The organism is Lutimonas halocynthiae (assembly GCF_030409835.1).
GTDB lineage: Bacteria > Bacteroidota > Bacteroidia > Flavobacteriales > Flavobacteriaceae > Lutimonas > Lutimonas halocynthiae.
Genome location: NZ_JAUFQO010000001.1, coordinates 301,397 through 327,531, shown reverse-complemented (window position 1 = coordinate 327,531; position 26,135 = coordinate 301,397). Strand labels below are relative to the sequence as shown.

22 protein-coding genes are annotated in these 26,135 nt (G+C 35.1%); 10 read left to right on the top strand and 12 right to left on the bottom strand.

The annotated features are described in order from the left end of the window. Window position 1 precedes the first annotated feature (1 nt). From upp to QWY87_RS01400, 6 genes are all read right to left on the bottom strand, one after another. On the bottom strand, window positions 2-652 hold the full coding sequence (gene upp / locus QWY87_RS01425; protein ID WP_290287572.1) for a uracil phosphoribosyltransferase: 651 nt from the start codon (window positions 650-652) through the stop codon (window positions 2-4). 25 nt (window positions 653-677) lie between these two features. Next, window positions 678-1,406 carry a glycosyltransferase gene (locus tag QWY87_RS01420; protein ID WP_290287571.1) on the bottom strand — a complete coding sequence of 243 codons (729 nt, stop codon included), beginning with the start codon at window positions 1,404-1,406 and terminating at the stop codon, window positions 678-680. A gap of 68 nt (window positions 1,407-1,474) precedes the next feature. After that, the gene (locus QWY87_RS01415) at window positions 1,475-2,554 is read right to left on the bottom strand and encodes a bifunctional 3-deoxy-7-phosphoheptulonate synthase/chorismate mutase type II (protein WP_290287570.1); all 1,080 of its coding nucleotides are present in this window, start codon (window positions 2,552-2,554) and stop codon (window positions 1,475-1,477) included. Window positions 2,555-2,556: 2 nt separating this feature from the next. Further along, a complete protein-coding gene (locus QWY87_RS01410) occupies window positions 2,557-3,414 on the bottom strand; it encodes a prephenate dehydrogenase (RefSeq protein ID WP_290287569.1) in 858 nt (285 codons plus the stop codon). Then, window positions 3,411-4,559, bottom strand: coding sequence for a pyridoxal phosphate-dependent aminotransferase (locus QWY87_RS01405; RefSeq protein ID WP_290287568.1), 1,149 nt, complete (start codon window positions 4,557-4,559; stop codon window positions 3,411-3,413). Before QWY87_RS01405 ends, QWY87_RS01410 begins: the two co-directional genes overlap by 4 nt. A gap of 2 nt (window positions 4,560-4,561) precedes the next feature. Next, entirely contained in the window at window positions 4,562-5,398 is an 837-nt protein-coding gene (locus tag QWY87_RS01400) for a prephenate dehydratase (RefSeq protein WP_290287567.1), read from the bottom strand. A gap of 323 nt (window positions 5,399-5,721) precedes the next feature. Between QWY87_RS01400 and gldA the strand changes: the two genes are divergently transcribed. Genes gldA through kdsA form a run of 3 tightly spaced genes read left to right on the top strand, consistent with a single transcriptional unit; the run spans window position 5,722 to window position 8,686 of the window. After that, the gene (gldA, locus tag QWY87_RS01395; RefSeq protein WP_290288017.1) at window positions 5,722-6,615 is read left to right on the top strand and encodes a gliding motility-associated ABC transporter ATP-binding subunit GldA; all 894 of its coding nucleotides are present in this window, start codon (window positions 5,722-5,724) and stop codon (window positions 6,613-6,615) included. Window positions 6,616-6,625: 10 nt separating this feature from the next. After that, window positions 6,626-7,825: a porin gene (locus tag QWY87_RS01390; protein ID WP_290287566.1), complete on the top strand. Its 1,200-nt coding sequence runs from the start codon at window positions 6,626-6,628 to the stop codon at window positions 7,823-7,825. Window positions 7,826-7,867: 42 nt separating this feature from the next. Beyond that, window positions 7,868-8,686, top strand: a complete 819-nt coding sequence (gene kdsA / locus QWY87_RS01385; RefSeq protein ID WP_290287565.1) for a 3-deoxy-8-phosphooctulonate synthase — start codon at window positions 7,868-7,870, stop codon at window positions 8,684-8,686. Here the strand turns inward: kdsA and QWY87_RS01380 are convergent, their stop codons facing one another. Further along, entirely contained in the window at window positions 8,687-9,409 is a 723-nt protein-coding gene (locus tag QWY87_RS01380; RefSeq protein WP_290287564.1) for a TrmH family RNA methyltransferase, read from the bottom strand. Between the two features lie 39 nt (window positions 9,410-9,448). Here QWY87_RS01380 and tamL point away from each other — a divergent pair, with 39 nt between their 5' ends. The 3 genes from tamL to accD all read left to right on the top strand — a co-directional run bounded on the left by tamL (window position 9,449) and on the right by accD (window position 14,079). Next, complete coding sequence (gene tamL / locus QWY87_RS01375) at window positions 9,449-11,971, top strand: translocation and assembly module lipoprotein TamL (protein ID WP_290287563.1); 2,523 nt, start codon at window positions 9,449-9,451, stop codon at window positions 11,969-11,971. 54 nt (window positions 11,972-12,025) lie between these two features. Further along, window positions 12,026-13,093: a class II fructose-bisphosphate aldolase gene (gene fbaA / locus QWY87_RS01370; RefSeq protein ID WP_290287562.1), complete on the top strand. Its 1,068-nt coding sequence runs from the start codon at window positions 12,026-12,028 to the stop codon at window positions 13,091-13,093. A gap of 125 nt (window positions 13,094-13,218) precedes the next feature. Continuing rightward, window positions 13,219-14,079 (top strand): acetyl-CoA carboxylase, carboxyltransferase subunit beta, encoded by an 861-nt coding sequence (gene accD, locus QWY87_RS01365; protein ID WP_290287561.1) that lies wholly within the window; start codon window positions 13,219-13,221, stop codon window positions 14,077-14,079. A gap of 62 nt (window positions 14,080-14,141) precedes the next feature. Here the strand turns inward: accD and QWY87_RS01360 are convergent, their stop codons facing one another. Further along, on the bottom strand, window positions 14,142-15,020 hold the full coding sequence (locus QWY87_RS01360) for a hypothetical protein (RefSeq protein ID WP_290287560.1): 879 nt from the start codon (window positions 15,018-15,020) through the stop codon (window positions 14,142-14,144). A 202-nt stretch (window positions 15,021-15,222) separates the two neighbouring features. On the opposite strand from QWY87_RS01360, the gene rpsO reads away from it, so the two are divergent. The 4 genes from rpsO to rpe all read left to right on the top strand — a co-directional run bounded on the left by rpsO (window position 15,223) and on the right by rpe (window position 19,711). Beyond that, window positions 15,223-15,492: a 30S ribosomal protein S15 gene (gene rpsO / locus QWY87_RS01355; RefSeq protein WP_290287559.1), complete on the top strand. Its 270-nt coding sequence runs from the start codon at window positions 15,223-15,225 to the stop codon at window positions 15,490-15,492. A gap of 244 nt (window positions 15,493-15,736) precedes the next feature. Continuing rightward, a complete protein-coding gene (locus QWY87_RS01350) occupies window positions 15,737-17,962 on the top strand; it encodes a polyribonucleotide nucleotidyltransferase (protein WP_290287557.1) in 2,226 nt (741 codons plus the stop codon). Between the two features lie 141 nt (window positions 17,963-18,103). After that, window positions 18,104-18,967, top strand: coding sequence for a sigma-70 family RNA polymerase sigma factor (locus tag QWY87_RS01345; protein WP_290287555.1), 864 nt, complete (start codon window positions 18,104-18,106; stop codon window positions 18,965-18,967). 87 nt (window positions 18,968-19,054) lie between these two features. Continuing rightward, complete coding sequence (gene rpe, locus QWY87_RS01340; RefSeq protein ID WP_290287554.1) at window positions 19,055-19,711, top strand: ribulose-phosphate 3-epimerase; 657 nt, start codon at window positions 19,055-19,057, stop codon at window positions 19,709-19,711. 4 nt (window positions 19,712-19,715) lie between these two features. On the opposite strand, the gene recJ is transcribed toward rpe, so the two are convergent. From recJ to QWY87_RS17885, 4 genes are all read right to left on the bottom strand, one after another. Beyond that, window positions 19,716-21,416, bottom strand: a complete 1,701-nt coding sequence (gene recJ, locus QWY87_RS01335; RefSeq protein ID WP_290287553.1) for a single-stranded-DNA-specific exonuclease RecJ — start codon at window positions 21,414-21,416, stop codon at window positions 19,716-19,718. 254 nt (window positions 21,417-21,670) lie between these two features. Next, a complete protein-coding gene (locus QWY87_RS01330) occupies window positions 21,671-24,076 on the bottom strand; it encodes an ABC transporter permease (protein WP_290287552.1) in 2,406 nt (801 codons plus the stop codon). A 16-nt stretch (window positions 24,077-24,092) separates the two neighbouring features. Beyond that, window positions 24,093-24,788 carry an ABC transporter ATP-binding protein gene (locus tag QWY87_RS01325; protein WP_290287551.1) on the bottom strand — a complete coding sequence of 232 codons (696 nt, stop codon included), beginning with the start codon at window positions 24,786-24,788 and terminating at the stop codon, window positions 24,093-24,095. A 10-nt stretch (window positions 24,789-24,798) separates the two neighbouring features. Beyond that, window positions 24,799-26,058, bottom strand: coding sequence for an efflux RND transporter periplasmic adaptor subunit (locus QWY87_RS17885; RefSeq protein WP_290287550.1), 1,260 nt, complete (start codon window positions 26,056-26,058; stop codon window positions 24,799-24,801). Window positions 26,059-26,135: the final 77 nt, after the last annotated feature.

Here is a 26,135-nt window from a genome sequence, read left to right as displayed (position 1 = left end):
CTTATAATTTATTGCCAAATGCCAAATCTCCGGCATCACCTAGGCCGGGTACGATATACCCTTTAGAATTTAATTCCGGATCAACAGTAGCAACCCAAAGATGACTATTTTCGGGAAAATGCTCAGAAACATAATCAATTCCTTCTTGAGCAGCAATGACTGATATCAGATGAATTTGTTTAACCTCACCCATCTTTTTTAATGCCTTCTGAACTGCAACTAATGAGCTGCCAGTTGCCAACATTGGATCAACCAAGATCAAGGTTTTACCATCTAATGAAGGCGAAGCTAAATACTCTACTTTGATTTCAAAATCTTCAGCGGTAGTATGCTGTCTGTATGCCGAAATAAAAGCGTTCTCAATTTGATCGAAATAGTTTAAAACACCCTGATGTAAAGGGAGTCCGGCTCTCAGTACAGAGCAAAGAACCAGCTCGTCAGAAACACAAGGAACATTTTTCAGCCCTAAAGGAGTTTCTACTTTGTTGGTATGAAATTTCAATTCCCTACTCATTTCATAACTCAATATTTCACCTATTCTTTCAATATTCCTCCTGAATCTCATAGAATCTTTCTGAACCTTAACATCTCTGATTTCTGAAATAAAATGGTTCAATACTGAATTGGAAGTATCTAAATTATGTACGATCATTCTTGTTTGAAAAATTAAATTGTTATTATTTCCAATAGTCCGCAACCCACGGCGCAGGTCTTACATACCTATAAGGTTTTCCCCAACCGCCTTTGATAGCTTTGTGTGGGTTGATCTCACCGTGAAAGATGATGATTTTTGAATCCTTGGGGATCTTTGGAACTTTCCAAAAGTTAAATGGAATTTTGGAGTGACAATCGTATTTAAAACTTGGGCACCATTCTTTGGGCCAATATTGTAATAAATTTTTCTCATGAATGGCTGCCGTCAAATATTCTTGTTCATTTCTGTGTTCTTTTCTAATGTTGTCGAAATTTGAAATAAACTCGTCGAAGACATAACCATGTTTACCTATTTCAAATCTGTAAACGGAAGAATTACCGGTAATTCTCCAATACTTCATATCAGGATCCTTTATGATTCTAAAAGCACCTTCAATTTCGAAAAAACAATCAATATTATCTATTATAACGATATCCAGGTCTAAAAACAAGGCAGTTCCTTGAAGGCCATAAAGGTCTTTTTTAAGCGTGGTTAGTTTTTTCCACATTCTTTCAGGTAAGTTGCCCGGAAGATCAATTTCAGGAATAGGAAAACACTGAACTTCTTTTCTTATTCCTACCTCATCGTCAGTAAAACAAACCATCTTAAAATCATAAGATAAATTTCGTTCTACCATCGAATATAATTTATTCACGTATTCAGCACTATATAAAGTGCCCCATTTCATACAAAAAATATATTTTTCAGACATAATTAATCTTTGGGATTCTTTGTCAAAGATAAGAATCCCAAAGAATAATCTATCAAAAGTTAATCGAATTAACCGTTGATTATTTCTTCCTGATGTGCGATAGATTCCTGGTGGATCGCTTTAAAGATTTTTTCGATGAAAGTTTTTGACAAGCCTTGCTCGCCTCCTATTTCAACTACTTTACCAAGAATTTCATTCCATCTTGCATTTTGAAGAACAGCAACATTGCTCTCTTTTTTTGCCTTGCCAATGTTCTCTACGATTTGCATTCTTTCAGAAAGTGTTTCTAACAACTGCTCATCTTTAGCATTGATCTCTTTACGCAGCGCACTGAGCTTTGAAAGTGATTCTTCTTGTTCAAAACGAGGCTTTCTAACTTTTAAGCCCTCCATAATTTCAACTAATCGGGACGGAGTAATCTGCTGTTGAGCATCACTCCAGGCTTTGTCAGGATCACAATGTGTTTCAATGATAAGTCCGTCCATTTTAAGATCAAGCGCTGTTTGAGAAACGTCAAATAGTCCAGTTCGATTTCCACAAATATGTGACGGATCATTTATGATCGGTAAGGTTGGGTACTTACTTTTTAAATCAATAGGTATTTGCCAACTTGGGATGTTTCTATAGTTTGATTTCCTAAAAGAAGAAAACCCTCTATGAATAGCCCCTAAATTTGTAACACCTTTTTTATGCAACCTTTCAATGGCTCCAATCCAAAGGGCCAAATCAGGGTTTATAGGATTCTTTACCAATACGATTTTGTCAGTTCCTTGAATTGCATCAGCAATTTCTTGAACGGCAAAAGGGTTTACAGTTGTACGAGCGCCAATCCAAAGGATGTCGATGTCAAATTCAAGCGCTAATTTTGCATGTTGCGCATTGGCAATTTCTATGGCGGTTAACAAGCCTGTTTCTTCTTTAACTTTTTTCAACCAAGGCAATGCGATAGCGCCATTTCCTTCAAAGGAACCAGGTCTTGTTCTGGGTTTCCATACACCAGCTCTAAAAACTGTAGCGTCTGTGTTTTTTAACTCATGGGCGATCTCAAGCACTTGCTCTTCACTTTCTGCACTACATGGTCCTGCTATTACTAGGGGATGCGCTAATTCCATCGCATCCAACCATGTTCTAAAATTTTTGTTTTCCATTATCATTCATGTTTAATTCCGGCCAAAACGTCTTTGATTCTATTTGTGTTTTGCATGATGTTTAAAACGTCATCGGCTGATTTTCTAGTTAAGATATCTTTAAATTGATTTAAGTTTTTAATATATTCTTCAAGTGACTTTAATAAGTTATCCCGATTTTGTAAAAAAATAGGAGTCCAGGTTTCCGGATTACTTTTGGCCAATCTAACAGTAGAAGCAAATCCACTACCGGCCATATTAAAGATGTTCTTTTCGTCCTTTTCTATTTCAAGCACAGTTTTGCCAAGCATGAAGGAGCTAATATGAGAAAGGTGTGAAACATAGGCAATATGTGTGTCATGCTGGGTAGCAGACTCCATAAACACGTTTTTCATTTTGAGGTTCTCAAAAATATCAATCGCGCGGTCCACCATGGTTGAGCTACTTAATTTTCTTTCACAAATAATATTTACTTTATCAGTAAAAAGATCATAAATGGCTGCTTCAGGGCCAGAAAACTCTGTTCCCGCAATAGGATGTAAGGCCACAAAATTCTGTCTCCTTTTATGGTTTCTTATCGCATCACAAACGGCAGATTTTGTTGATCCCACATCAAACACCAAGGTGTTTTCCCCGATATGATCTAATATACTGACTGATAAATCAGGAATTATATTTACGGGTACTGCAATAATTACAACATCCATTTCTGGGATTATTTCCAAACCTGCCTTTTGGTAAATAATTCCTAATTCCAAGGCTTTATTAACATGTTCAGGATTTTTGTCGATTCCATAGATCGTTGCCCATGAGTTCTTTTTTAATTCAAGAGCTAATGATCCTCCAATCAGACCTAGTCCAATGATTGCTATTTTTTTCATGACAGTTCCATTTTTTTTAACCGTTCAAGGACTTCCAAGATTTTCTGTTCATCAATACAAAGGGAGAACCTGATATATCCTTCGCCTTGGTCTCCAAAAACTGTTCCTGGCGTAATGAAGACATCATGATTATAAAGAATGTGATCTGTTATTTCTTCCGATTTTTTGCCTGCTGGGATTTTTGCCCAAACAAATAAGCCAGAACTTTCTTCGTCATAAGTACAATTTAATGCATCACATATCTTCCAAATAACGTCTCTTCTATCTCTATATATTTGGTTCATATCATCAAACCAGTGTGAAGACAAACCTAAGGCTTCAATTGCTCCTTTTTGAATGCCGTAAAACATCCCTGAATCCATATTGCTTTTAACCTTAAGAATCGCGTCCAAATAGTTTTCATCACCTACCACCATACCTACTCTCCATCCAGCCATGTTAAAAGTTTTGCTGAGAGAGTTCAATTCAATTGCGATTTCTTTTGCTCCTTCTATAGATAAAATACTTTTTGGTTCGTCATTTAGAACAAAGCTATACGGGTTGTCATTAACGATTAAAATTTGATGCTTTTTACCGAAAGCAATCAATTCTTTGAATAATTCTTCATTGGCATTGCTGCCTGTAGGCATATGAGGATAATTGACCCACATGATTTTTACATGGCTCAAGTCATTCTTTTCAATTTCTTTAAGATCAGGCCACCATTGATTTTCTTCTTTAAGATTATACAATAAGGGTTCTGCTTCTAATAATCTGGTAACTGATTCGTAGGTTGGATAACCAGGGTTTGGGATAAGCACCTTGTCACCTTTGTCTAAAAACGCCATTGAAATATGAAGAATTCCTTCTTTAGACCCCATTAAAGGCAATATTTGGTTTTTAAAATTTAGATCTACGTTATAGTTTTTTGCATAAAAAGAAGCTATCGCCTTTCTAAGCTCAGGAAGTCCTTGATAACTTTGGTACCCATGTGTATCTGCATTTTTCAAGGCATGTATCACTGATTCAGGTGGAGAAAGGTCCGGACTACCAATACCTAGATTTATGATGGGCTTGCCTTGATCAATAAGCGCTCTGACTTCCCTCAATTTAATGGAGAAGTAATACTCTTTAACGTCATTTAATCTTTTCGCTTTAGATAACATGCTTATAATCTATTTTGATGGTATTCACCCAATACTTCCAGGTGTGTGACTTTCTTTGAAATGAGATGTAATGCATTTTTATACAATACAAAATCATCGATGACCAAATCGATAAAGAAGGCATAATTCCAAGGCTTATCTATTATCGGAAGTGATTGAATTTTGGTCAAATTCAGGTCATGCTTCCCAAAAATATCTAGTATTTCAGCCAAGCTTCCAGCATCGTGTTTGGTCACAAATTTAACCGAAGCCTTATCCTTTATAGAACCAAGCTTACTAGGATGATAAGGGCTATCGTTGTTTTTTTTAAGAACAAAGAATCGAGTTGAATTGTTTTTAATGGTCTGTATATCATCTTCAATTATCTCTAATCCATACATTTCTGCGGCCATTTTACTTGCAACAGCTGCCACACCTTTAATTTTATTGTCTTGGATTCTTTTTGCTACTTCTGCTGTATCTTTATCTTCTATCAGTTTTATTTCAGGTCTGTTCCTGAAAAACTTTCTGCACTGTAACAGTGCCATAGGATGCGACCAAACTTCCTTAATATCGCTAATTTTTTGCCCCTTCAGTGCCATCAGGTGATGGTGAATATTTATATATACCTCACCTTCAATACTCAAGTCAAACTCATCTATCAAAGAATAATTCGGAAGAATAGCTCCGGCAATCGAATTTTCAATAGCCATTACAGCACTATCCACCTTGTCTTCATTCAACAAGGTAGGGATATCAGTGAAAGACATACATTCCACTAATTCAATATCCTCACCAAAATATTTATTGGCGACGATATGGTGGAAAGAACCTTTTATACCCTGAATTGCGATCTTCATTTTTTCTTTTGAGTTACACATAAAAAAAAAGCCTCGTTAAAACGAGACTTAATATGTTATTATAATTGATCTATACATCAAAAGTCTCTTCTTTTATTTTGTAAAAAAATAAAAGTAAAACCAGTTAGTAATTTGTACAGATATAGTCATTAAAATCAAAATTAGGCAGCAAATCTATGAATTAATTTTCCAATTGCAAGTGTTTTTTAAAAAAGATTGAATATTCTTCAATAATAACTATACTATGGGCTTAAAATTCTTCTAAATCAGAGCGAATATGACAAAAATTCGTTTATTTGCATATTGAAATTCCAATTTTTCATATGTCTATTCAGGTTGACGGTATAATAAAAGAATATAGCTCACAAAGGGCTCTAAATGAGGTTAGTTTTAAAATCGAATCTGGAGAGATTGTCGGATTTTTAGGACCTAATGGTGCTGGAAAATCGACCATGATGAAAATCATTACAACTTATGTTGAACCAACCAGTGGTGTGGCATTTGTTAATGGATTTGATATAAAATCCAAAGGAATAGAAGTGAAACAATCAGTTGGCTATTTACCTGAACACAATCCGCTCTACCTTGATTTTTACGTGAGAGAATATTTAAAATTTCATGCGGATATTCATAAAATTGGCAAAGAAAGAATAGAGGAGGTGATTAATCAAGTAGGTTTAATTGATATTAAAGGAAAGAAAATCGCTCAATTGTCAAAGGGATACAGACAACGTGTTGGTCTTGCTGCTGCATTATTGCATGACCCAGAGGTTCTGATCCTTGATGAGCCGACTACTGGCCTTGATCCGAACCAACTTAAAGATATCAGGGATTTGATTAAAGCGATTGGCAAAACGAAAACCATTCTTTTATCAACACATATCATGCAGGAAGTTGAGGCCATGTGTGACAGGGTAATCATAATAAATAAAGGAAACATTGTTGCTGATAAAAAGCTGGAGGATCTTTTACAAGATCAAAATCAAATCATTCAGGTGGAATTCGATCTAAACGTTGAAGAACAGATATTATTGAAACTGCCAAATCTCAGAGAAGCAAATAATATTGAAGGTAATCACTGGAACCTGGTATTTGATGTGGAAAGCGACATGCGTGCTGAGGTCTTTGATTTTGCACATAATAATGGCTTAAGAACCTTACAGTTAAACCGAAAAGTCATTAGCTTGGAATCGCTTTTCCAAAACTTAACTAATTAATAAATTGAATATGCGTCGTATAGTTATTATTGTCGTTTTTAGTGTTTTTTGCTTTGCTAATTCTTATTCACAGGAAGAAGAAAAGAAAACCGATGAGATAAAAGATTTTTATTTAAAAAAGGGGAAGGGATTTGAATTCCACTTTGATCAAGACAAATATATGTTCTACATTGATTTTAGAGGTCAATTTCGAGCGTCTTACCCACATAATAATTTTCCTACGAATGAGGACGATTTTAGTGATGACGACATCAATATGGGGATTAGTCGGGCCAGGATCAAATTCGGGGGCTATGTAGGCAGACCTGAATATAATTTTTATCTGGAACAAGATGTAAGGGGTGGGAATTTACTCGATTTCAGGGCTCAGATTGAAAAACTATCTTACTTAAAATTTCGAGTTGGACAATGGAAGGCAAGGTATTCTCGTGAAAGGATTATCTCCTCTGGTAAACAAACCGGTCTGGAGCGTTCATTGATCAATAGGGTATTTACAATAGACAGACAACAAGGTGTTTCTCTATATGGAAACCTTGATGGCGGAGGAGCGGCTAATTTTAATTATTGGGCAGAAATATTGACAGGTAGTGGCCGGGGAGGTTCTGTGGGAGACGATGATAACCTGATGTATATGATGAGGCTACAATGGAACCCGAACGGAAAGGAATTGGGTTTTTCAGGATCTGATTTAAAGTTCCATGAAAAATTCGTCAGTTCGGTAGCGATTGCCGCAGTTACCAATACCTCAAAATATACCAGATTCTCAACAAGTGGAGGTGGGCAGTTATATGGTTATGAACCAGGAGTTGACGGACAGTACAAAGTAGATCAATTTATGTTTGAAACTGCCTTTAAATATAGAGGGTTAAGTTTTGATCAGGAATTGCATTTCAAAAATATAGATGACAAAGTTAACCTTGAAGAAACCCTTCTGATGGGAAATTATTTTCAAGTAGGTTATTTCTTTCATTATCTTTTTGATAAGTTTCCAAAACCGCTTGAGGTGTTTGCACGTCAAGCTTTTTATGATCCTGACACGGATATTTCAGGGAACAATAATTATGAATATACATTTGGGTTAAATTGGTTTTTCAAGGGTCACAAAAACAAACTGACTATTGATTATTCATATCTGCAGTTTAACCAATTCACTATAGAAGACAATATAGATCACATGGTACGAGTCCAATGGGACGTCTCCATTTTTTAAGAATTAGCAACTTAAATGTATCTTTGCAAAAACTTTTAATTCATGGATTTATCTCAAGTACCTAATTTAAAACATCTTTCAGAAAATAATTTTTTTCTTCTTGCTGGGCCCTGCGCCATTGAAGGTGAAGAAATGGCAATGAGAATTGCAGAAAGGGTGGTTGGTATTACAGATAAACTAAAAATTCCTTATGTCTTTAAGGGAAGCTTTAAAAAGGCAAATCGTTCAAGAATAGATAGCTTTACCGGAATTGGAGATGAAAAAGCGTTAAAGATTCTTGGAAAGGTTTCGAAAGAATTCAACATTCCAACAGTTACTGATATTCATACGGAAAATGATGCTTTGATGGCAGCAGCTTATGTTGACATCCTTCAAATCCCGGCTTTTTTAGTAAGACAAACCGATTTAGTGGTTGCAGCGGCGAATACCGGAAAAACAGTTAACCTGAAGAAAGGGCAATTCATGAGCCCAGAAGCAATGCAACATGCGGTGAGAAAAGTATATGATTCTGGTAATGACAAGGCTATGATAACTGATAGGGGAACCATGTTTGGGTATCAGGATATGATCGTTGATTTTAGAGGAATTCCAGCGATGCAAAAATACGCTCCAACTGTTTTAGATATTACACATTCATTACAACAACCAAATCAAAGCAGCGGCGTTACCGGAGGAAAACCTGAACTTATAGAAACTATTGCTAAGGCTGGCATAGCCGTGGGTGTAGACGGAATTTTTCTTGAAACACATCACGACCCTAAAGTAGCTAAATCTGATGGTGCTAATATGTTGAAACTTGATTATTTAGAGGATTTGCTTACCAAGCTTGTAGCCATTAGAAAGACGATCAATCAGTTTTAATTATCGTTTAAATTCGCTTAATACGATGGCTGTTGACATCGCTACGTTAAGGCTTTCTGTGTTTTGTTGTTCACCAAACTGAGGGATTGTAATTTTTTTATGAACTAATTGTTCTATTTCCTTTGAAATCCCATTTGCTTCATTTCCTAAAACGATCACAGCATTTTTTTCTAATTTACTCGCATAAATGTTTTCGCCCTTAAGAAAAGTACCATAAATAGTTCTTTTTTCGTTAGCTAAATAGGTTACCAAGTCAACATAATTAACTGACACCCTGGTTAGAGATCCCATACTTGCCTGAACCACTTTCTGATTATAACAGTCAACTGTATTTTCTGAGCAAACTAATTGCGTAACTCCAAACCAGTCACATAATCGAATGATGGTCCCTAAATTACCCGGATCATTGATCTCATCAAGTACTACCGTTATTCCTTCTTTAACCAAATCTTTGGACTTGGGAATTTCAAAAATTCCAAGGATTTGATTTGGACTTGAAAAATCGCTTACCAAACCCAGTTCTTTATCACTAATCAGTTGTATATCAAAAACATTTAAGGTATTTGAATAGGATTCAGTAGCATATAGCTGATAAACGAGAAAGGGTGATTTTATAAGTTCCTCAACTACTTTAATTCCTTCAGCTAAAAACAATTGATGTGTCTGTCGGAACTTTTTTTTCTTCAAACTCCGTATAAACTTTAACTGATTTTTGCTTAACATGTAAATAGTGTTACTTTTGAATAAATTAAAACCCTGCTATTGCCTTCTTCTTTCACCAAAATACTGTTATTAGTATTGATACTTATGCAATTGGTGTCATGCAATAGTATTAAATATGTTCAAGAAAACGAAAATTTGCTCAAAGAAAATGTTGTCTTGATTAATGGAGAGAAGAACAAAGAACCAAAAATTGATAGTTATCTGGCTCAGAAACCTAATCGCAGGGCTTTAGGAATGCCACTTTCCTTATATTTTTACAATTTTGGTGATCCTGATTTTGATATGACATTTGATGAATGGATTGCGAATCATCCCAAAAAATATGACCGTTACGAAAGTATTTTTTCGAAAAAACAGACTTTTATTATTTATAACAATAAAAAAAGCGTGAATAATTGGTTTTTGAACAAGGGAGAATCTCCTGTTATTTTTGATGACTCAAAGGCTAGAAGTTCTGCTAATACCCTTAAAGATTATTTTATTTCCGTAGGTTTTTTCGAAGCTGAAGTTGATTATTCAACCAGAGAAGTTGGAGAAAAGGAACTGGCTGTGGATTATAATGTGAATACCAACAATCAATATTATGTAGATTCTGTTAGCACAGAAATTGAATCTCCGGTCTTAGATTCATTATATATTCAAAACAGGGCAAACTCCTTCATAAAAAAAGGAAAACCATTTGTTTTTGAGGATTTTGAAAAAGAAGAGTCAAGACTTGTTACTTTATTTCGAAATTCAGGAGTTTATCATTTTACTAATTACAGTATGGGTTTCTGGACGGATTCAATCAAAAAAACTTATAAGAAGGATGTTTTATTGAAAATTCCAAACAGACTCGTCACTAAAAATGACACCCTAATTAAAGAACCGTATAAAGCACAAGTTGTTAAAAGAGTCAATGTTTATACTGACTTTTCTGTAAAGAATAGGGGTAAAAAAATCAAAGATTCAGCAAGTTATAACGGATATAACTTTTACAGTTTTGATAAAATGAAGTTTAAGCCAAAGTACTTGGTTAATTCATTATTCATCACGCCAGACGGGCTATATAAGGATTCTGAAAAAGCACAAACTCAGAATTATATCAGAAACCTTAGAACATTTTCGTCATCAGTTGATATATCATATTTAGAAAACGAAGATGAATCTCTTACAGCTGACATATACCTGAATCCGCTTAAGAAATATGCCATTACAGTAGATCTGGATGCAACAACTTCTAACATAAAACCATTTGGGGTTTTAGGTAAATTTTCTTTTTTAGGCAGAAACATGTTCAAAGGCTCTGAAATTATGGAGCTGACTTTTCAAGGTTCTTTCTTCAATCTGGCGAATGATGCCTCTAACAGTGATAATTTTTTTAATGGCTGGGAGGTTTTGACAGGAGCTTCTTTGCGTTTTCCCAGAATATTATTTCCGTTTAACACATCGAATATCATCCCGAAATATATGGCGCCTACAACAAATTTTGATGCCAGTTTAAGTTTTCAAAAAAACGTGGGACTTGACAGGCAAACAACGACTGCCGGGATGGCCTATAATTGGAAAAGTTCGAAAAAAGTAGGCCATAGGTTTGATCTTTTTAATGCCTCTTATATAAAAAACCAAAATATCGATAATTATTTCCCGATATACGATTCAGAATATCAGAAACTAAATGATGTATCAGAGTCGGTTTATGGCTTAAGTTTACCTGATAATGAGGCGGGGAATAATGACTTTTTTATTGGTTTCATTGATACGTTCTTGGACGATCCAACAAACGAAGAAGAATATCCGGATGATTATGATACCGTGTCAGATGTAGACGAGAGGAGATCTATTTTGATAGAAGATTCTTTTGTGCCCATAATAGGATACTCCTTTATTTACAATACGCGCGAGAATGTAAATGATAATAATTTTTCACATTTTACAACCAGGGTCGTTTCTTCAGGTACGTTTACGAGTCTTGTTTTTCAAAATAAAAATGAATTCGGTCAACGGACTTTTCTGGATGTTCCTGTTGCTCAATATTTTAAAGTTGAATTTGAATATAAGAAATATTGGGAATTAAGAGATCAGAACATTTTGGTGTTCAGGACTTTTGTGGGTGCCGCGATTCCTTATGGAAATTCTTCAAATGTACCATTTAGTAGAAGTTATAGTGCGGGAGGTAGTAATGAGATGAGAGCCTGGAGAACTTTTGATTTGGGGCCAGGAGGTGAATTGAATAATCTAGAATATAAAGTAGGGACTTTTAAAGTCATAGGAAATATCGAATACAGATTCAAGCTGACAAATAAATTCAATAGTGCGTTGTTTATTGATGCAGGTAACATTTGGGATATTACAGATTCAAACTTGATAACAGAAGAAGGAAAATTCACAAGTTTAAGTTCTTTAAAGTACACTGCGGTTGGCTCTGGATTTGGTCTTCGGTATGATTTTGGGTTTTTAGTATTCAGATTTGACATTGGTTTTAAAACCTATGAGCCCTATTTACCATCAGGCAATAGATGGTTTGTTAATTATAATTTTGGGAATGCCGTCTACAATATTGGAATAAATTATCCTTTCTAGTCATTAGAATTTCGTACTTTTGACGACTAGTTATTTACAAAAAAACCAAATAATATGTCACAAAAAATCAAATCAGGAGTAGCCACCGGTGATACGGTACAAGAGATCTTTCAATTAGCTAAAGAGAAAGGTTTTGCATTGCCAGCTGCCAATGTTATCAGTTCAAGTACAATTAATGCAGTTATTGAGGCGGCCAAAGAATTGAACGCCCCGGTAATCGTTCAGTTTTCAAATGGAGGAGCGCATTTTAACGCAGGAAAAGGATTGAGTAACGAAGGTCAGAAAGCAGCAGTAGCTGGTGCAATTGCAGGAGCAAAGCATGTTCATGTAATGGCTAAAGCTTATGATGTGCCGGTTATTCTACATACAGACCATTGTGCCAAGAAATTACTTCCTTGGATTGATGGACTACTTGATGCTGGTGAAGAATTTTATAAAGAAAATGGAGTTCCATTGTTTAGCTCACACATGATTGATCTTTCAGAAGAACCAATTGAAGAAAATATTGATATCTGTAAAAGATATCTTGAGCGTATGGACAAGATTGATATGACGCTTGAAATTGAATTAGGTATTACAGGTGGTGAAGAAGACGGTGTGGATAATACTGATGTTGATGTTTCTAAACTATATACTCAGCCTGAGGAAGTTGCTTATTCATATGAAGAATTACTAAAAGTAAGTCCTCGTTTTACTGTTGCTGCTTCTTTTGGAAATGTGCACGGTGTATACAAGCCAGGAAATGTGAAACTTACGCCAAAAATTCTTGATAATTCTCAAAAATATATTGAGAAGAAATACAACACAGGTAAGAATCCTGTTGATTTTGTTTTCCACGGTGGATCAGGTTCTTCATTAGAAGAAATCAGAGAAGCAATTGGATATGGAGTAATTAAAATGAATATTGATACTGACTTGCAATATGCTTATATGGCAGGAGTTAGAGATTATATGTCAGATAAATCTGAATATCTTCAAGGACAAATTGGAAATCCTGACGGTGCAGATTCTCCTAATAAAAAATTCTATGACCCAAGAGTATGGGTAAGAAAAGGAGAAGATACTTTCAAAGAAAGAATCAAACAAGCGTTTAAAGACCTTAACAACGTAGATACGTTATAATATTACAGATAAATAAACGGAGTACTTTCTAAAAGAGGTGCTCCGTTTTTTTTTCTAACTTGTCACATTAACTTAATTTTTATAATCTTTGTCGTCTTTATAATGACAATGTAAAATAAACACATATGAGTTCTTGGTTTAAAAGAAAGAATAAGGGAATCCATACTCCCACTGATGAGAAGAAAGACACACCAAAGGGGTTATGGTATAAAACACCAAGTGGTAAAATCATAGATTCGGATGATTTAAAGACACATTTATATGTCAGTCCGGAGGATGGTTATCATGTGCGAATTGGTAGTGCTGAATATTTTGAAATATTATTTGATAACAATAAATTCAAGGAACTTGATGTTAAATTAAGTTCAAAAGATCCTTTGAAATTTGTTGACACGAAAAAGTATACTGATAGGGTTAAAGAAGCACAAAAGAAAACCAATTTACACGACGCAGTAAGAACGGCTGTTGGAAAATCACTAGGTAAGAACTTAGTAATTGCTGCCATGGACTTTAGTTTTATTGGAGGTTCAATGGGAAGTGTAGTAGGTGAAAAAATTGCCAGAGCGATTGACTATTCTATTAAAAACAAAATTCCGTTTTTAATGATTTCAAAATCTGGTGGTGCAAGAATGCAAGAGGCTTCGCTATCATTGATGCAACTGGTTAAAACATCAGCGAAATTAGCCCAATTGGCAGAAGCGAAAATTCCATACATCTCATTGTGTACAGATCCAACAACCGGAGGAACCACAGCTTCTTATGCGATGCTGGGAGATATTAATATCGCAGAACCTAATGCGCTGATTGCGTTTGCGGGTCCAAGAGTTGTAAAAGATACTACCGGGAAAGATCTTCCTGACGGATTTCAACGTTCCGAATTTCTATTGGAGCATGGTTTTTTAGATAAGATTGTAACAAGAAAGGACCTAAAAAAGGAGATAAACTTATATCTTGATTTGATTGGAAATAACCCTATACGAAAGTAGTGGGATCAATTATAAATAAAAAAGCCTCCTTGAAAATGGAGGCTTTTTTATTTGCTCTTGTTTTACCTATGTTTTCTTTTTAATTCAATTATTGTTTCAATGCCTCCAATTGTTAAGGTAGCCAGGTCATCACATTCTCCTGCTCCATAATCAAGTATTGATGATGCACCATCTTTAGTTATCTCGAGCTTTCCACTAACAATATTTTTACAGAAAGCTTCACGTCTCAAAGCTTCGGTAATTAATATGGTTTTTGTTTTTCCATTTTTCTGAGTGATATTGCTATTTCCTGTAATGAGATATACATTATCCGACCAAACTTGATTGTCAAAGCCTTCGATCCATTCTCTTTTTCGGTCAGACTTGATCAGGCTGAAGGATTCGTTTTCCCAGGTAATTTTTAATTCTTTATGAATAATTGAATAAGAAGGTGTAGCCTTGACCCTTTTGTTCCTTTCTTTTGTTACCGTACCCTCTAATTGCTTGTCATTAAAAGTGAAATCTTCAAAAGTATGTTCTATCATCATTTTTCCTTCATCGGCATTATGAACTATTTGAATATGTATCTTACCTCCTAAAACATTTTCAAATTCGGTTTGACATGCGGCTCCAAAATCTAAAGTTAACATAATGGTATTGTCGCTAATGCTTGCGGAAATAGTTGCACATTCAGGAATTTTATGTGGATTAACAAACAATTTTGAGTTGTTATTTTTTAGTAAATCAACTTGATCCAGATCGAATGATAGACTTTCTATCATATCATCGATACTTTCTTCAATATTTTCAATTTCTAAAACATCAGCGGCTTCACTCTGAATTAGGGCAGAGCTCTCTGCATCCGAAATACCATCATTAGTGTCGCAACTTGCAGTTATAAAAAGTATGCCGAAGGCCAAGTATAAGATTTTGTTGAAGTACTGATAAATTTGATTTTTCATAGGATAATAGGATTAACAATATTAATAATAACTGTCTTAATTGGTTTTTATTATGGTAAGACTATGAAATAGTAAAAGGGTTTAAATGCCTGAAAAAAAAGATGTTAAATTAAAATGTTGCGATTCAAATAAACATTAGTATCTTTGCGGCCTATTTAATAAATAGTACATAAAAATTATTAATTTAAACTTTAATGTTAGCATGTATTTAAGTACAGAAAAAAAGAAAGAGATTTTCGAAAAACACGGAAAATCTGCTACAGACACTGGTTCTTCAGAAGGACAAATTGCTTTATTTACTCACCGAATTTCTCATTTAACTGATCATTTGAAGAATAATCGTAAAGATTTTAATACTCAAAGATCGTTGGTGAAATTGGTTGGAAAACGTAGAGATCTTTTAAACTATTTGATAAAAACGGATATTGTAAGATATCGTGCGATTGTCAAAGAATTAGGTTTAAGAAAATAAAATTGAAGAGAGGCATTATGCCTCTCTTTTATTTTTACTTTTATAGTACTGTTAGGATTTAGACTAAAAGTTGTTTACTTTCGTTATCTAATTCCGAAAACCCATTCTTTGAGACAAAGAAATGGAAACTAGAGTAATTCATTGGCAAACTATGACCTCGAATTCAGAGGCATGACAACACAACTACAAGTTTAACCATGAATTAATTTATTTGCTTCTATGAAGTGAATTCTAAAGAAAAATTATGAAACCAAAAGTTTTTAGAGAGGTCATTGACCTAGGAGACGGTAGAGAAATTTCTATTGAAACCGGAAAATTAGCAAAACAAGCTCATGGAAGCGTTGTTGTGCAATCAGGAAAATGTATGTTATTATGTACAGTTGTTTCCAATTACGAACAAAAAGATCTTGGTTTTCTGCCATTAACAGTAGATTACAGAGAGAAATTTGCTGCTGCAGGACGTTATCCAGGCGGTTTCTTTAAAAGAGAAGCGAGACCAAGTGACGGTGAAGTTTTAACAATGCGTTTAGTAGACCGTGTTTTACGTCCGTTATTCCCGAAAGATTATCAAGCAGAAACACAAGTGATGATTCAATTGATGTCTCATGATGATGATGTTATGCCTGAAGCTATGGCTGGTTTAGCAGCATCTGCAGCTATTCAATTGTCAGATTTCCCATTCGAATGTGCCATTTCTGAAGCCAGAGTTGGTCGTGTTAATGGTGAATTTGTAATTAACCCAACAAGAACACAGTTAGCAGAATCTGATTTAGAGATGATGATTGGCGCTTCAGCTGATTCAGTAATGATGGTTGAAGGTGAGATGGATGAAATTTCTGAAGAAGAAATGGCTGATGCTATCAAATTTGCTCACGAAGCTATTAAAGTTCAAATTGCTGCTCAATTACGTTTAGCAGAAGCTTTTGGTAAAAAAGAAGTTCGCGAGTATGATACTGCTGAAGAAAATGAAGATTTACAAAAAAGAATACACGATTTAGCTTACGATAAATGTTATGCTATTGCTAAGAAGGGAACTTCTAAAGTAGAGCGTAGTAATGCATTTGCAGAAGTAAAAGAAGAAGTGAAAGCATCTTTTACTGAAGAGGAGATGGAAGAGTTTGGTCACCTTGTTGGAGGTTACTACAGAAAAGCTGAAAAAGAGGCCGTTCGTGAATTAACATTGAGCGAAGGTTTGCGTTTAGACGGAAGACAAACTGATGAAATCAGACCAATTTGGTGTGAGGTTGATTATTTACCATCTACACATGGTTCTTCAATTTTTACGCGTGGAGAAACACAAGCTCTAGCAACAGTTACCTTAGGTACCTCTAGAGATGCAAACAAAATAGATATGCCATCTCATGAAGGCGAAGAAAATTTCTATTTACATTATAACTTCCCTCCTTTTTGTACAGGTGAAGCTAGACCATTAAGAGGAACTTCTAGAAGAGAAGTTGGTCATGGTAACTTAGCGCAACGTGGATTAAAAGGAATGATTCCTGACGATTGCCCTTATACAGTGCGTGTTGTATCTGAAGTGTTAGAATCTAACGGTTCTTCTTCTATGGCAACGGTTTGTGCTGGTACAATGGCATTAATGGATGCTGGGGTGCAAATGAAACGTCCTGTTTCTGGTATTGCTATGGGATTAATTTCTGATGGTGATCGTTATGCGGTTTTATCTGATATTTTAGGTGATGAAGATCATTTAGGTGATATGGACTTTAAAGTAACTGGGACTTCTGAAGGAATTACTGCTTGTCAAATGGACATTAAAATTAAAGGCTTATCATATGAGATTTTAGTAAATGCGCTAAAACAAGCTCGTGAAGGTCGTTTACATATTTTAGGTAAAATCACAGATACTATTTCTGCTCCTAATACTGAAGTTAAAGAGCATGCTCCAACAATGGTTACACGTAGAGTTCCTAATGAATTTATTGGTGCTTTAATTGGACCTGGAGGAAAAGTAATCCAAGAAATGCAAAAAGAAACTGAGACAACAATCGTTATTAACGAGGATCCAGTAACTGAAGAAGGTATTGTTGAAATTTTAGGTGTAGGTAGCGCTGGAATTGATGCAGTTATGGCAAAAATAGATTCTTTATTATTCAAACCAACTGTTGGTAGCGTTTACGAAGTAAAAGTTATTAAAATGCTTGATTTTGGTGCTGTTGTAGAATATATGGATGCTCCAGGAAACGAGGTTTTATTGCACGTAAGTGAATTGGCTTGGGAACGTACAGAAAATGTTTCTGACGTTGTGAATATGGGAGACGTTTTTGATGTGAAGTATTTTGGACAAGATCCAAGAACGCGTAAAGAAAAAGTATCTCGTAAGGCAATTTTACCAAAACCAGAAGGTTTTGTTGAAAGACCACCAAGAGAAAGAAATGATAGAGGACGTGATAATCGTGGACGTGATAATCGCGGACGTGATAATCGCAGAGACGATAGAAAAAGAGACTAAACTTTCTTTTTCATAATTAAATATAAAACCTCAAAATTAAATTTTTGAGGTTTTTTTTTGATCTTTTGTAACATTTAACGTATTTCGTACGTATAAACTAATACACGACAAAACTTTTTAAACTAAAACTCCAATTATTTAATGAGACAACTAAAAATAACGAAGCAGGTTACGAATCGTGAAACTGCTTCTTTGGACAAGTATTTGCAAGAGATTGGTAAGGTTGATTTGATTACAGCCGACATGGAAGTTGAATTGGCACAAAAAATAAAACAAGGAGATCAGATAGCGTTGGAGAAATTAACCAAAGCGAATTTAAGGTTTGTTGTTTCTGTGGCTAAACAATACCAGAATCAAGGCCTTACTTTACCGGATTTGATAAATGAAGGAAATTTAGGATTGATCAAAGCAGCAAAAAGATTTGATGAGACCAGAGGATTTAAATTTATATCATACGCTGTTTGGTGGATTAGACAATCTATATTACAAGCTTTGGCGGAGCAATCGAGAATTGTAAGACTACCGTTGAATAAGATTGGTTCAATCAATAAGATCAATAAGACTTTTGCTCGATTGGAACAAGAAAATGAACGTCCACCTTCTGCTGAAGAAATTGCTAAGGAATTAGACATGACCGTTAGCGATGTTAAGGAATCAATGAAGAATTCAGGGAGACACGTATCTATGGATGCACCTCTTATTGAAGGAGAAGATTCTAATTTATATGATGTATTGAACTCTGGAGAATCACCAAATCCGGATAAAAGTTTATTGCACGAATCACTGAAAGTAGAAATCTTAAGAGCCTTAGAAACCCTAACTCCAAGAGAAGCTGATGTGGTAAAACTTTACTTTGGTTTAGGTGATGCACATCCAATGACGCTTGAAGAAATTGGTGAAACTTTTGACTTAACTCGTGAAAGAGTGAGACAAATAAAGGAAAAAGCGATTAGAAGATTAAAGCATACCTCGAGGAGCAAGATACTTAGAACCTATCTTGGTTAAAATTTGAAACAAATAGATTTTTAAAAAGCCTGCGATTAATCGCGGGCTTTTTATTTTTTGTGTTAGTTTTGCAATAAATTAAATTTTATGTCGCACATCATAGCACCTTCTATTCTGGCAGCTGATTTTGCCAATTTGCAAAGAGATATTGAAATGGTTAATCAAAGTGAAGCCGATTGGTTTCATATTGATGTAATGGACGGGGTTTTTGTTCCAAATATTTCTTTTGGAATGCCAGTCATTTCGGCAATTAGCAAACATGCAGAGAAAACAATGGATGTACATTTGATGATTGTTGAACCAGATAGATTTATCAAAGATTTTAAGAAGGCAGGGGCTGATATTTTAACGGTGCATTATGAGGCATGCAAGCATTTGCATAGAACAGTGCAGGCCATAAAACAAGAAGGAATGCAGGCAGGCGTATCGCTGAATCCCCACACTCCGGTGGCTGTACTTGAAGATATTATTGAAGATTTAGATTTGGTATTGCTTATGAGTGTAAATCCTGGGTTTGGTGGTCAAAGCTTTATTGAAAATACGTATAAAAAGATCGCTCAATTAAAAGAATTGATTGATTGGTCAGGTTCAAAAGCTGTTATTGAAATCGATGGTGGCGTGAATGATAAAAATGCTCCAAAACTTTTGGAAGCAGGGGCTACAGCATTAGTGGCGGGTAGTTTTGTGTTCAACAGTAATGATCCGTCTCAAACCATAAAAAATCTTAAAGACGTCAAGTGGTAATTGATTAGCCTTCCAGTTTTAAGTCTTTCAGATTTAGCTGCAGACTTGTAATCCCATTCCAGTGATTTTCTTCGATGGTAAACACGGCTTTGAATGGATCACCATTTGAAACCAAATCAATTTTATCCCCTAAACCAAATCCAATTGCATTATACGTTTTTTGATCGGTGCCTGATATGATTTGAAGTTTTAGATGATCACCATCAGCGCCTATTCTTTTGCCATATCCATTATCTCTTAGGCCTACAGCCATAAAAACGGGTTTCATATTAAGTGGTCCGAAAGGCCCTAATTGTTGTAAGATTCTAAAAAATTTAGCATTTATATCAGACAAATAAATTGCTGAATCAATAATGATTTGTCGTTCACGTAATGCTGCAGGAATACTTTGTTCAACGACTGATTCGAATTTCTTTTTAAAAGATTTATAATTGTCAGGATCAAGGGTAAGGCCAGCTGCGTATTTATGGCCCCCAAATTGCTCTATCAGGTCTTTGCATTCACCCAAGGCATTGTACACGTCAAAACCTCTCACAGAACGAGCTGAAGCAGCTAATTTATCACCACTTTTGGTAAAGACCAAGGTGGGCCTGTAATATTGTTCAATCAATCTGGAGGCTACAATGCCAATAACACCTTTATGCCAGTTTTCATCATAAACAACTGTTGAGAAATACTGTTCTTCCTTATTGTGCTTTATCTGCTCTAAAGCTTCTTTGGTGATACTTTTATCCAGCTCTTTTCTATCTGCATTATAAGATTCGATAGATTTTGCCATTTCCATGGCTTTGTCAAAATCTTGCTCGGTGAGCAGTTCAACAGCATAAGAGCCGTGTTTCATTCTGCCAGCGGCATTAATTCTTGGAGCGATAATAAATACTACATCTGTAATGTCTAATGTTTCTTTTTTGATCTGATGTATTAATGCCTTTATACCTGGGCGAGGCTCGCCGTTGATTACCTTTAATCCGTAATAACTTAGAATCCTATTCTCGCCAGTAAGCGGCACGATATCTGCTGCAATAGCCGTTGACACGAGATCAAGATAAGGTATTAGTTCTTCTATAGTATCTCCAAATTCTCGCCCCAGAGCCTGAATGAGTTTAAAACCAATACCACAGCCACATAATTCATCATATGGGTATGAGCAATCTTCTCTCTTCGGATCAAGAACTGCTATAGCCTTAGGAAGTTCATCCCCAGGACGGTGATGATCACAAATAATAAAATCAATACCCTTTTCTTTAGCATAATCCACTTTATCCAATGCTTTGATGCCACAGTCTAGAGCTATGATCAGACTTATGTCATTATCATCTGCAAAATCTATTCCGTCGTAAGAGATACCATACCCTTCTTTATATCGGTCAGGAATATAAGTTGTAATATTTTCATATTTCGAATTTAAATATCCGAAGACAAGGGAGACCGCAGTAGTGCCGTCAACATCATAATCTCCATAGATCATAATGTACTCGTTTTGGTTTATCGCTTCTATGATTCTCTCAACCGCAATTTTCATATCCTGCATCAAAAAAGGATCGTGAAGCGCTTGCAAGGAGGGTCTAAAAAAATATTTAGCCTTGTCAAAATTTTCTATACCTCTCTGGGCCAGAATGCTACTCAAAACTAAATCAATTCCAAGAGTTTTGGATAGATGTTCTGTTATATTCGAATCAGGCTTGTCTTTTAATGTCCAACGCATTTATTGAAGTCGTTTTTGATCATTTTAATAGTATAATAAGATGGTGAATCTACTGCAATTCAAAATACCTTATGGGATTACAAATCTCGATAATCCAAATCAATTTTTTGTGTAAAATTACATCACATGTCAACCTAAAGTGAAATATACCAAATAAAAATTCCTCTCTTTCCGGATATAATAAAAAATGATCAAGCTTTAACTTGATCATTTTTTCGATTAGACACTAATTAATTTTGAATTGATTGTATTTGTTATTCGTATTTCAATGCATCAACAGGGTCAGAGTTAGCAGCAATATATGATTGAGTACTAACAGTGAGCAATGCAATGATTAAGGCAATTAAAGTAGCAAACAGATAAGGTAAAATTGGCATATCAATTTGATACGAAAAATTTGACAGCCAGTTTTTAGCCAAAAGAAACGTTATTGGCCAGGCAAAAATGTTTGCAATCAATACAAGTTTTATAAAATCTTTATTAAGCATATTCATGATTTGCCCTACAGAGGCTCCTAAAACTTTCCTTACACCTATCTCTTTTGTTCTTTGTTCGGCAGTATAAGATGCCAAGCCATATAATCCCATTGATGAAATGATAATAGCCAATATGGTTAGATATAGAAACATGGTACCAAAGTTTTCCTGTTGTTTGAACATGGATCCGAATTTCTCATCCAAAAAAGTATATCGGAAAGGATGAGATGGTTCTAGTTTATTCCACTCTTCTTCAATAAAAGCAATTGTAGTGTTCATATTATCTGGTGAAATTTTAAATGCTGTAAACCAAACGTTATTGCTTATCGAAAGAATCATTGGTCTTATCGGCTGATCGAACCCTTCAATATGAAAATCTTTTACAATTCCTACTATGTTTCCATATCTGAGATCTCCTTGCTGGTTAAAATAATTTCCCATTCTTTTTCCAACTGCGTTTTCGAGATTTAAGTTCCTAATGGCTGTCTCATTTAAAATATATGATGGAATCGAATCATTGTCTTTTTCTATATCAAAGAATCTTCCCTCTGATAATTGCACATCAAGCGTTTTAAAGAAATCGAAATCGACTTCCATGTTCCAAAGCGGCAATTGTTCTTCAGTTCCTTCAAGAACATACATGTTCTGATTTGGCGTGTCGCCAGGAAAATATGAGGCTCTGGAGATACTATGTACGGCACTGTTTTTTAAAAAGATATCTTTATAGCTTCTAAAATTTTCAGTCATTTGATCGGTCTGAATAGGAACGATAAGCACCTGATCTCCTTCAAATCCAATATTCTTATTATGTAGGTAAGAGATTTGTTGAAAGATAATAATCATACCAATGATCAAAATAATTGAAGCGGCAAACTGAGTGACTACGAGAGATTTTCTGAGTAAAGCCCCTCCTTTTGTTTTTGTTAAATCTCCTTTTAAAACGGATACTGGCTGGAACCCTGAGAGGAAAAATGCTGGATAACTTCCGGCAAAAAGCCCATAGCATATGGTAACCAAAACACTAAATCCTATTGTTTGTGCGAGGTAATCGTTGAATAAATATAAATTAGTATCCATGACATTATTAAAGCCTGGTATAAACAATTCTACCAAAATAAAAGCCAGAAACAGCGCTAGAAAACTTTGGATAATAGATTCAGTTAAAAATTGAAATATTAACATATTTCTTGAGGCTCCTGAAACTTTTCTTACCCCAACTTCTTTTGCTCTTTTTCCTGATCTGGCAGTTGAAAGGTTCATAAAGTTTATCCCTGCTATTAGAATTACGAGTAATGCAATTCCTATAAAGACATATACATATATGATATTTCCATTTTGTTGAATTTCCCAATCTTTATGCGAGTAAAGATGAATGCTTTCTAAGGGCTGTAATTGGTATTCGTAACTATTGCCACTTTCAAAGAATTCTTCCATTGTAACTTTAAGAAAAGCTTCGACATTTGGTTCAATTTTTTTATTGAAATTTTCTTTCATTTCAGATTCAAATGAAGCAAAATCTGCATTTTCTTTTAGTTTTACATAAGTAAAGTAATTGTTACTGATCCAGATATTCCTAATACTATTGTCAGCCACGAACATATCAAATTGGAAATGAGCATGCCCTCGAGGTGCTTTGACAATACCTTTGACAATATAATCTTGTCGGTTGTCGTAATTTACTACACCTCCCATTGCACTTTTATCACCAAATAGTTTACTAGCCGTTTCTTCTGTCAGTACAATAGCATTTGGTTCATTTAAGGCAGTTTTTGGGTCGCCATGCACAAAATCGTAATCAAATACACTGAAAAAAGTGCTGTCAACCGAAACTCCTTTTTGAATATAAACTTTGGTTTGTTCATGGCGCATCATTATTTCTTGACGAACTGGATTGATCCTGGTTGCGGCTTCAACAGCGTTAAATTCTGTTCTCAACGCCTGAGCCATCGGGCTTGGTGAAACCGGAGCATCCATTTTCTGACCCATCATATCTGCCTTGATCCCGGTTCTGTAAATTAGTTCTGAGCCTGACCAATGTTTATCATAACTCGTCTCATCTTTTACAAACATAAAAACCAGTATACTGACAGTTAATCCAAGAGCAAGTCCTAGAATATTGATAAAAGCATAGACTCTATTTCTATTAAGGCTTCTAAAGGCGACTTTAAAATAATTCTTAAGCATTTGATTAGATTTATGGTTAAACAGCGGCTTGACTTAGTTTAGATCTTTTTTCAGATACAACTTGACCGTCTAAAAGATTGATAACTCTCTGAGAGTAACTGGCATCATGAGAGGAGTGAGTCACCATGATAATGGTAGTTCCTGCCTCATTGAGTTCACATAATAATTCCATCACTTCATTTCCATGAGAACTATCAAGATTCCCTGTAGGCTCATCTGCTAAGATTAGCGGAGGTCTGGTAACTAAGGCTCTGGCCACTGCAACTCTTTGTTGCTGTCCACCTGATAGTTGTTGAGGAAAATGTGAAGAACGATGTGAAATCCCAATTTTTTCAATAAGTTTATTCACTCTTTCTTTTCGTTCAGAAGCACTCACTTTATTATAGATCAATGGAAGCTCGATATTTTCGAATACTGTTAGTTCGTCAATCAAATTAAAGTTTTGGAAAATGAAACCAATGTTTTCTTTTCTAACAGCTGACCTGCCTTTTTCATTAAGGCCACTGACTTCTTTATCTAAAAATGTATAACTACCACTTTCAGGTTTATCCAGCATTCCAATGATATTCAAAAGGGTAGATTTTCCACAACCTGAAGGACCCATTACTGAAACAAATTCTCCTTTTTCGATTTCAAAAGAAACCTGGTTAAGTGCAGTTGATTCAATTTCTTCAGTTCGATATACTTTGCTAAGATTTTCTAATTTGATCATTTTGTTAGATTTAATTGATTTCTATTGTTTCGTAATTTTTAAAATCCTGATAAGAGGAAGAAATGAATTTTTCTCCTTTTACCAAACCGTCGAGAACCTGATAATAACTTGGATTTTGATTCCCTAATTTGATATAGCGTTTATGAGCTTCTCCTTGATCATCGAGCACAAAGACATATTGCCCGCCTGAGGCCTGAAAATAGTTTCCTCTTGAGATCATTAAAGACTCTTGTGCCTTTGAAAGTTCGAGCCTGACCTGTAAAGATTGCCCTATGGTTATATCTTCAGGGATGTCATTAACAAATATGAGCTCTATCTCAAACCTTCTGTTAATCACTTCAGGAATTACTTTCTTAACTTTAAGATCTATCAATTGGCCGTTAAAAGAAAATCTAGCTAATTGACCTGGTTTTACTGAGCTTAAATAGTACTCGTCAACCTGACCTTTAATTTTGAACCCGCTTTGGACATCAATTTTTGCAACCGTTTCATTACGACCATATGTTTCACCAATAACAGTATTAAATGACGAAAGCATACCACTTACCGGTGCCTTAACCAGCATTTTTTCAATGTTTTCATGGATCATTTCAAGATTGCGTTGCATCATGTTGATAGATTGATTGATTTGCTGAATCTGAACTTTATTATCCTGACTACTTTTTTTGACGTTATTACTGAGTAAGTTTCTTTTTTCTTTTTCGTATTTGTAACTCTCCCTGACATCGATATAGTCATTTTTCGCGATGACATCTTTTGCATACAGAACAGAATCGGTTTTATACCTTCGCGTGGTTTGAGAAAGTTTGTTTTCAGAATCGATAAGGGCTTCATCTAAATTCCTTTGGTTCTTTTCTAAGGATAACCTCAAGTTTCTAAGATTATTGATTTGCTCAATAATTGCAGTTTCCTGATTGAGATATCCCAATGTAGCAGAAGGGTTACTCAATTGAAGCAAAGGGGTTCCTTTTTCAACGAAAACGCCATCTTCTACAAAAATTTCTTTTACTGAGCCACCTTCAAGCGTATTGACCAATACTAAATTTATTGATTCAACATCACCTTCTATTAAGATCATATCTTGAAACGGCCCTTCAATAACTTCTTTTACAGTTAACCTTGAAGCCTTTACTTTATATGTTTTCTTGTTAAATGATTTAAAACCAAAAAACATAAGTAATATAAAAAGTACAGCACCAGCGATATACATTATTTTCTTTCTGGTCCACTTCTTTTTTTCAATCCTTTTATCCATACCAATTTGTCTCATTATTAAAAATTTGTGTCCTAATGAATATAATTTCTATAGGCTGACCATTGAACTCTTTTACTGTTTCTAAGCTGTAA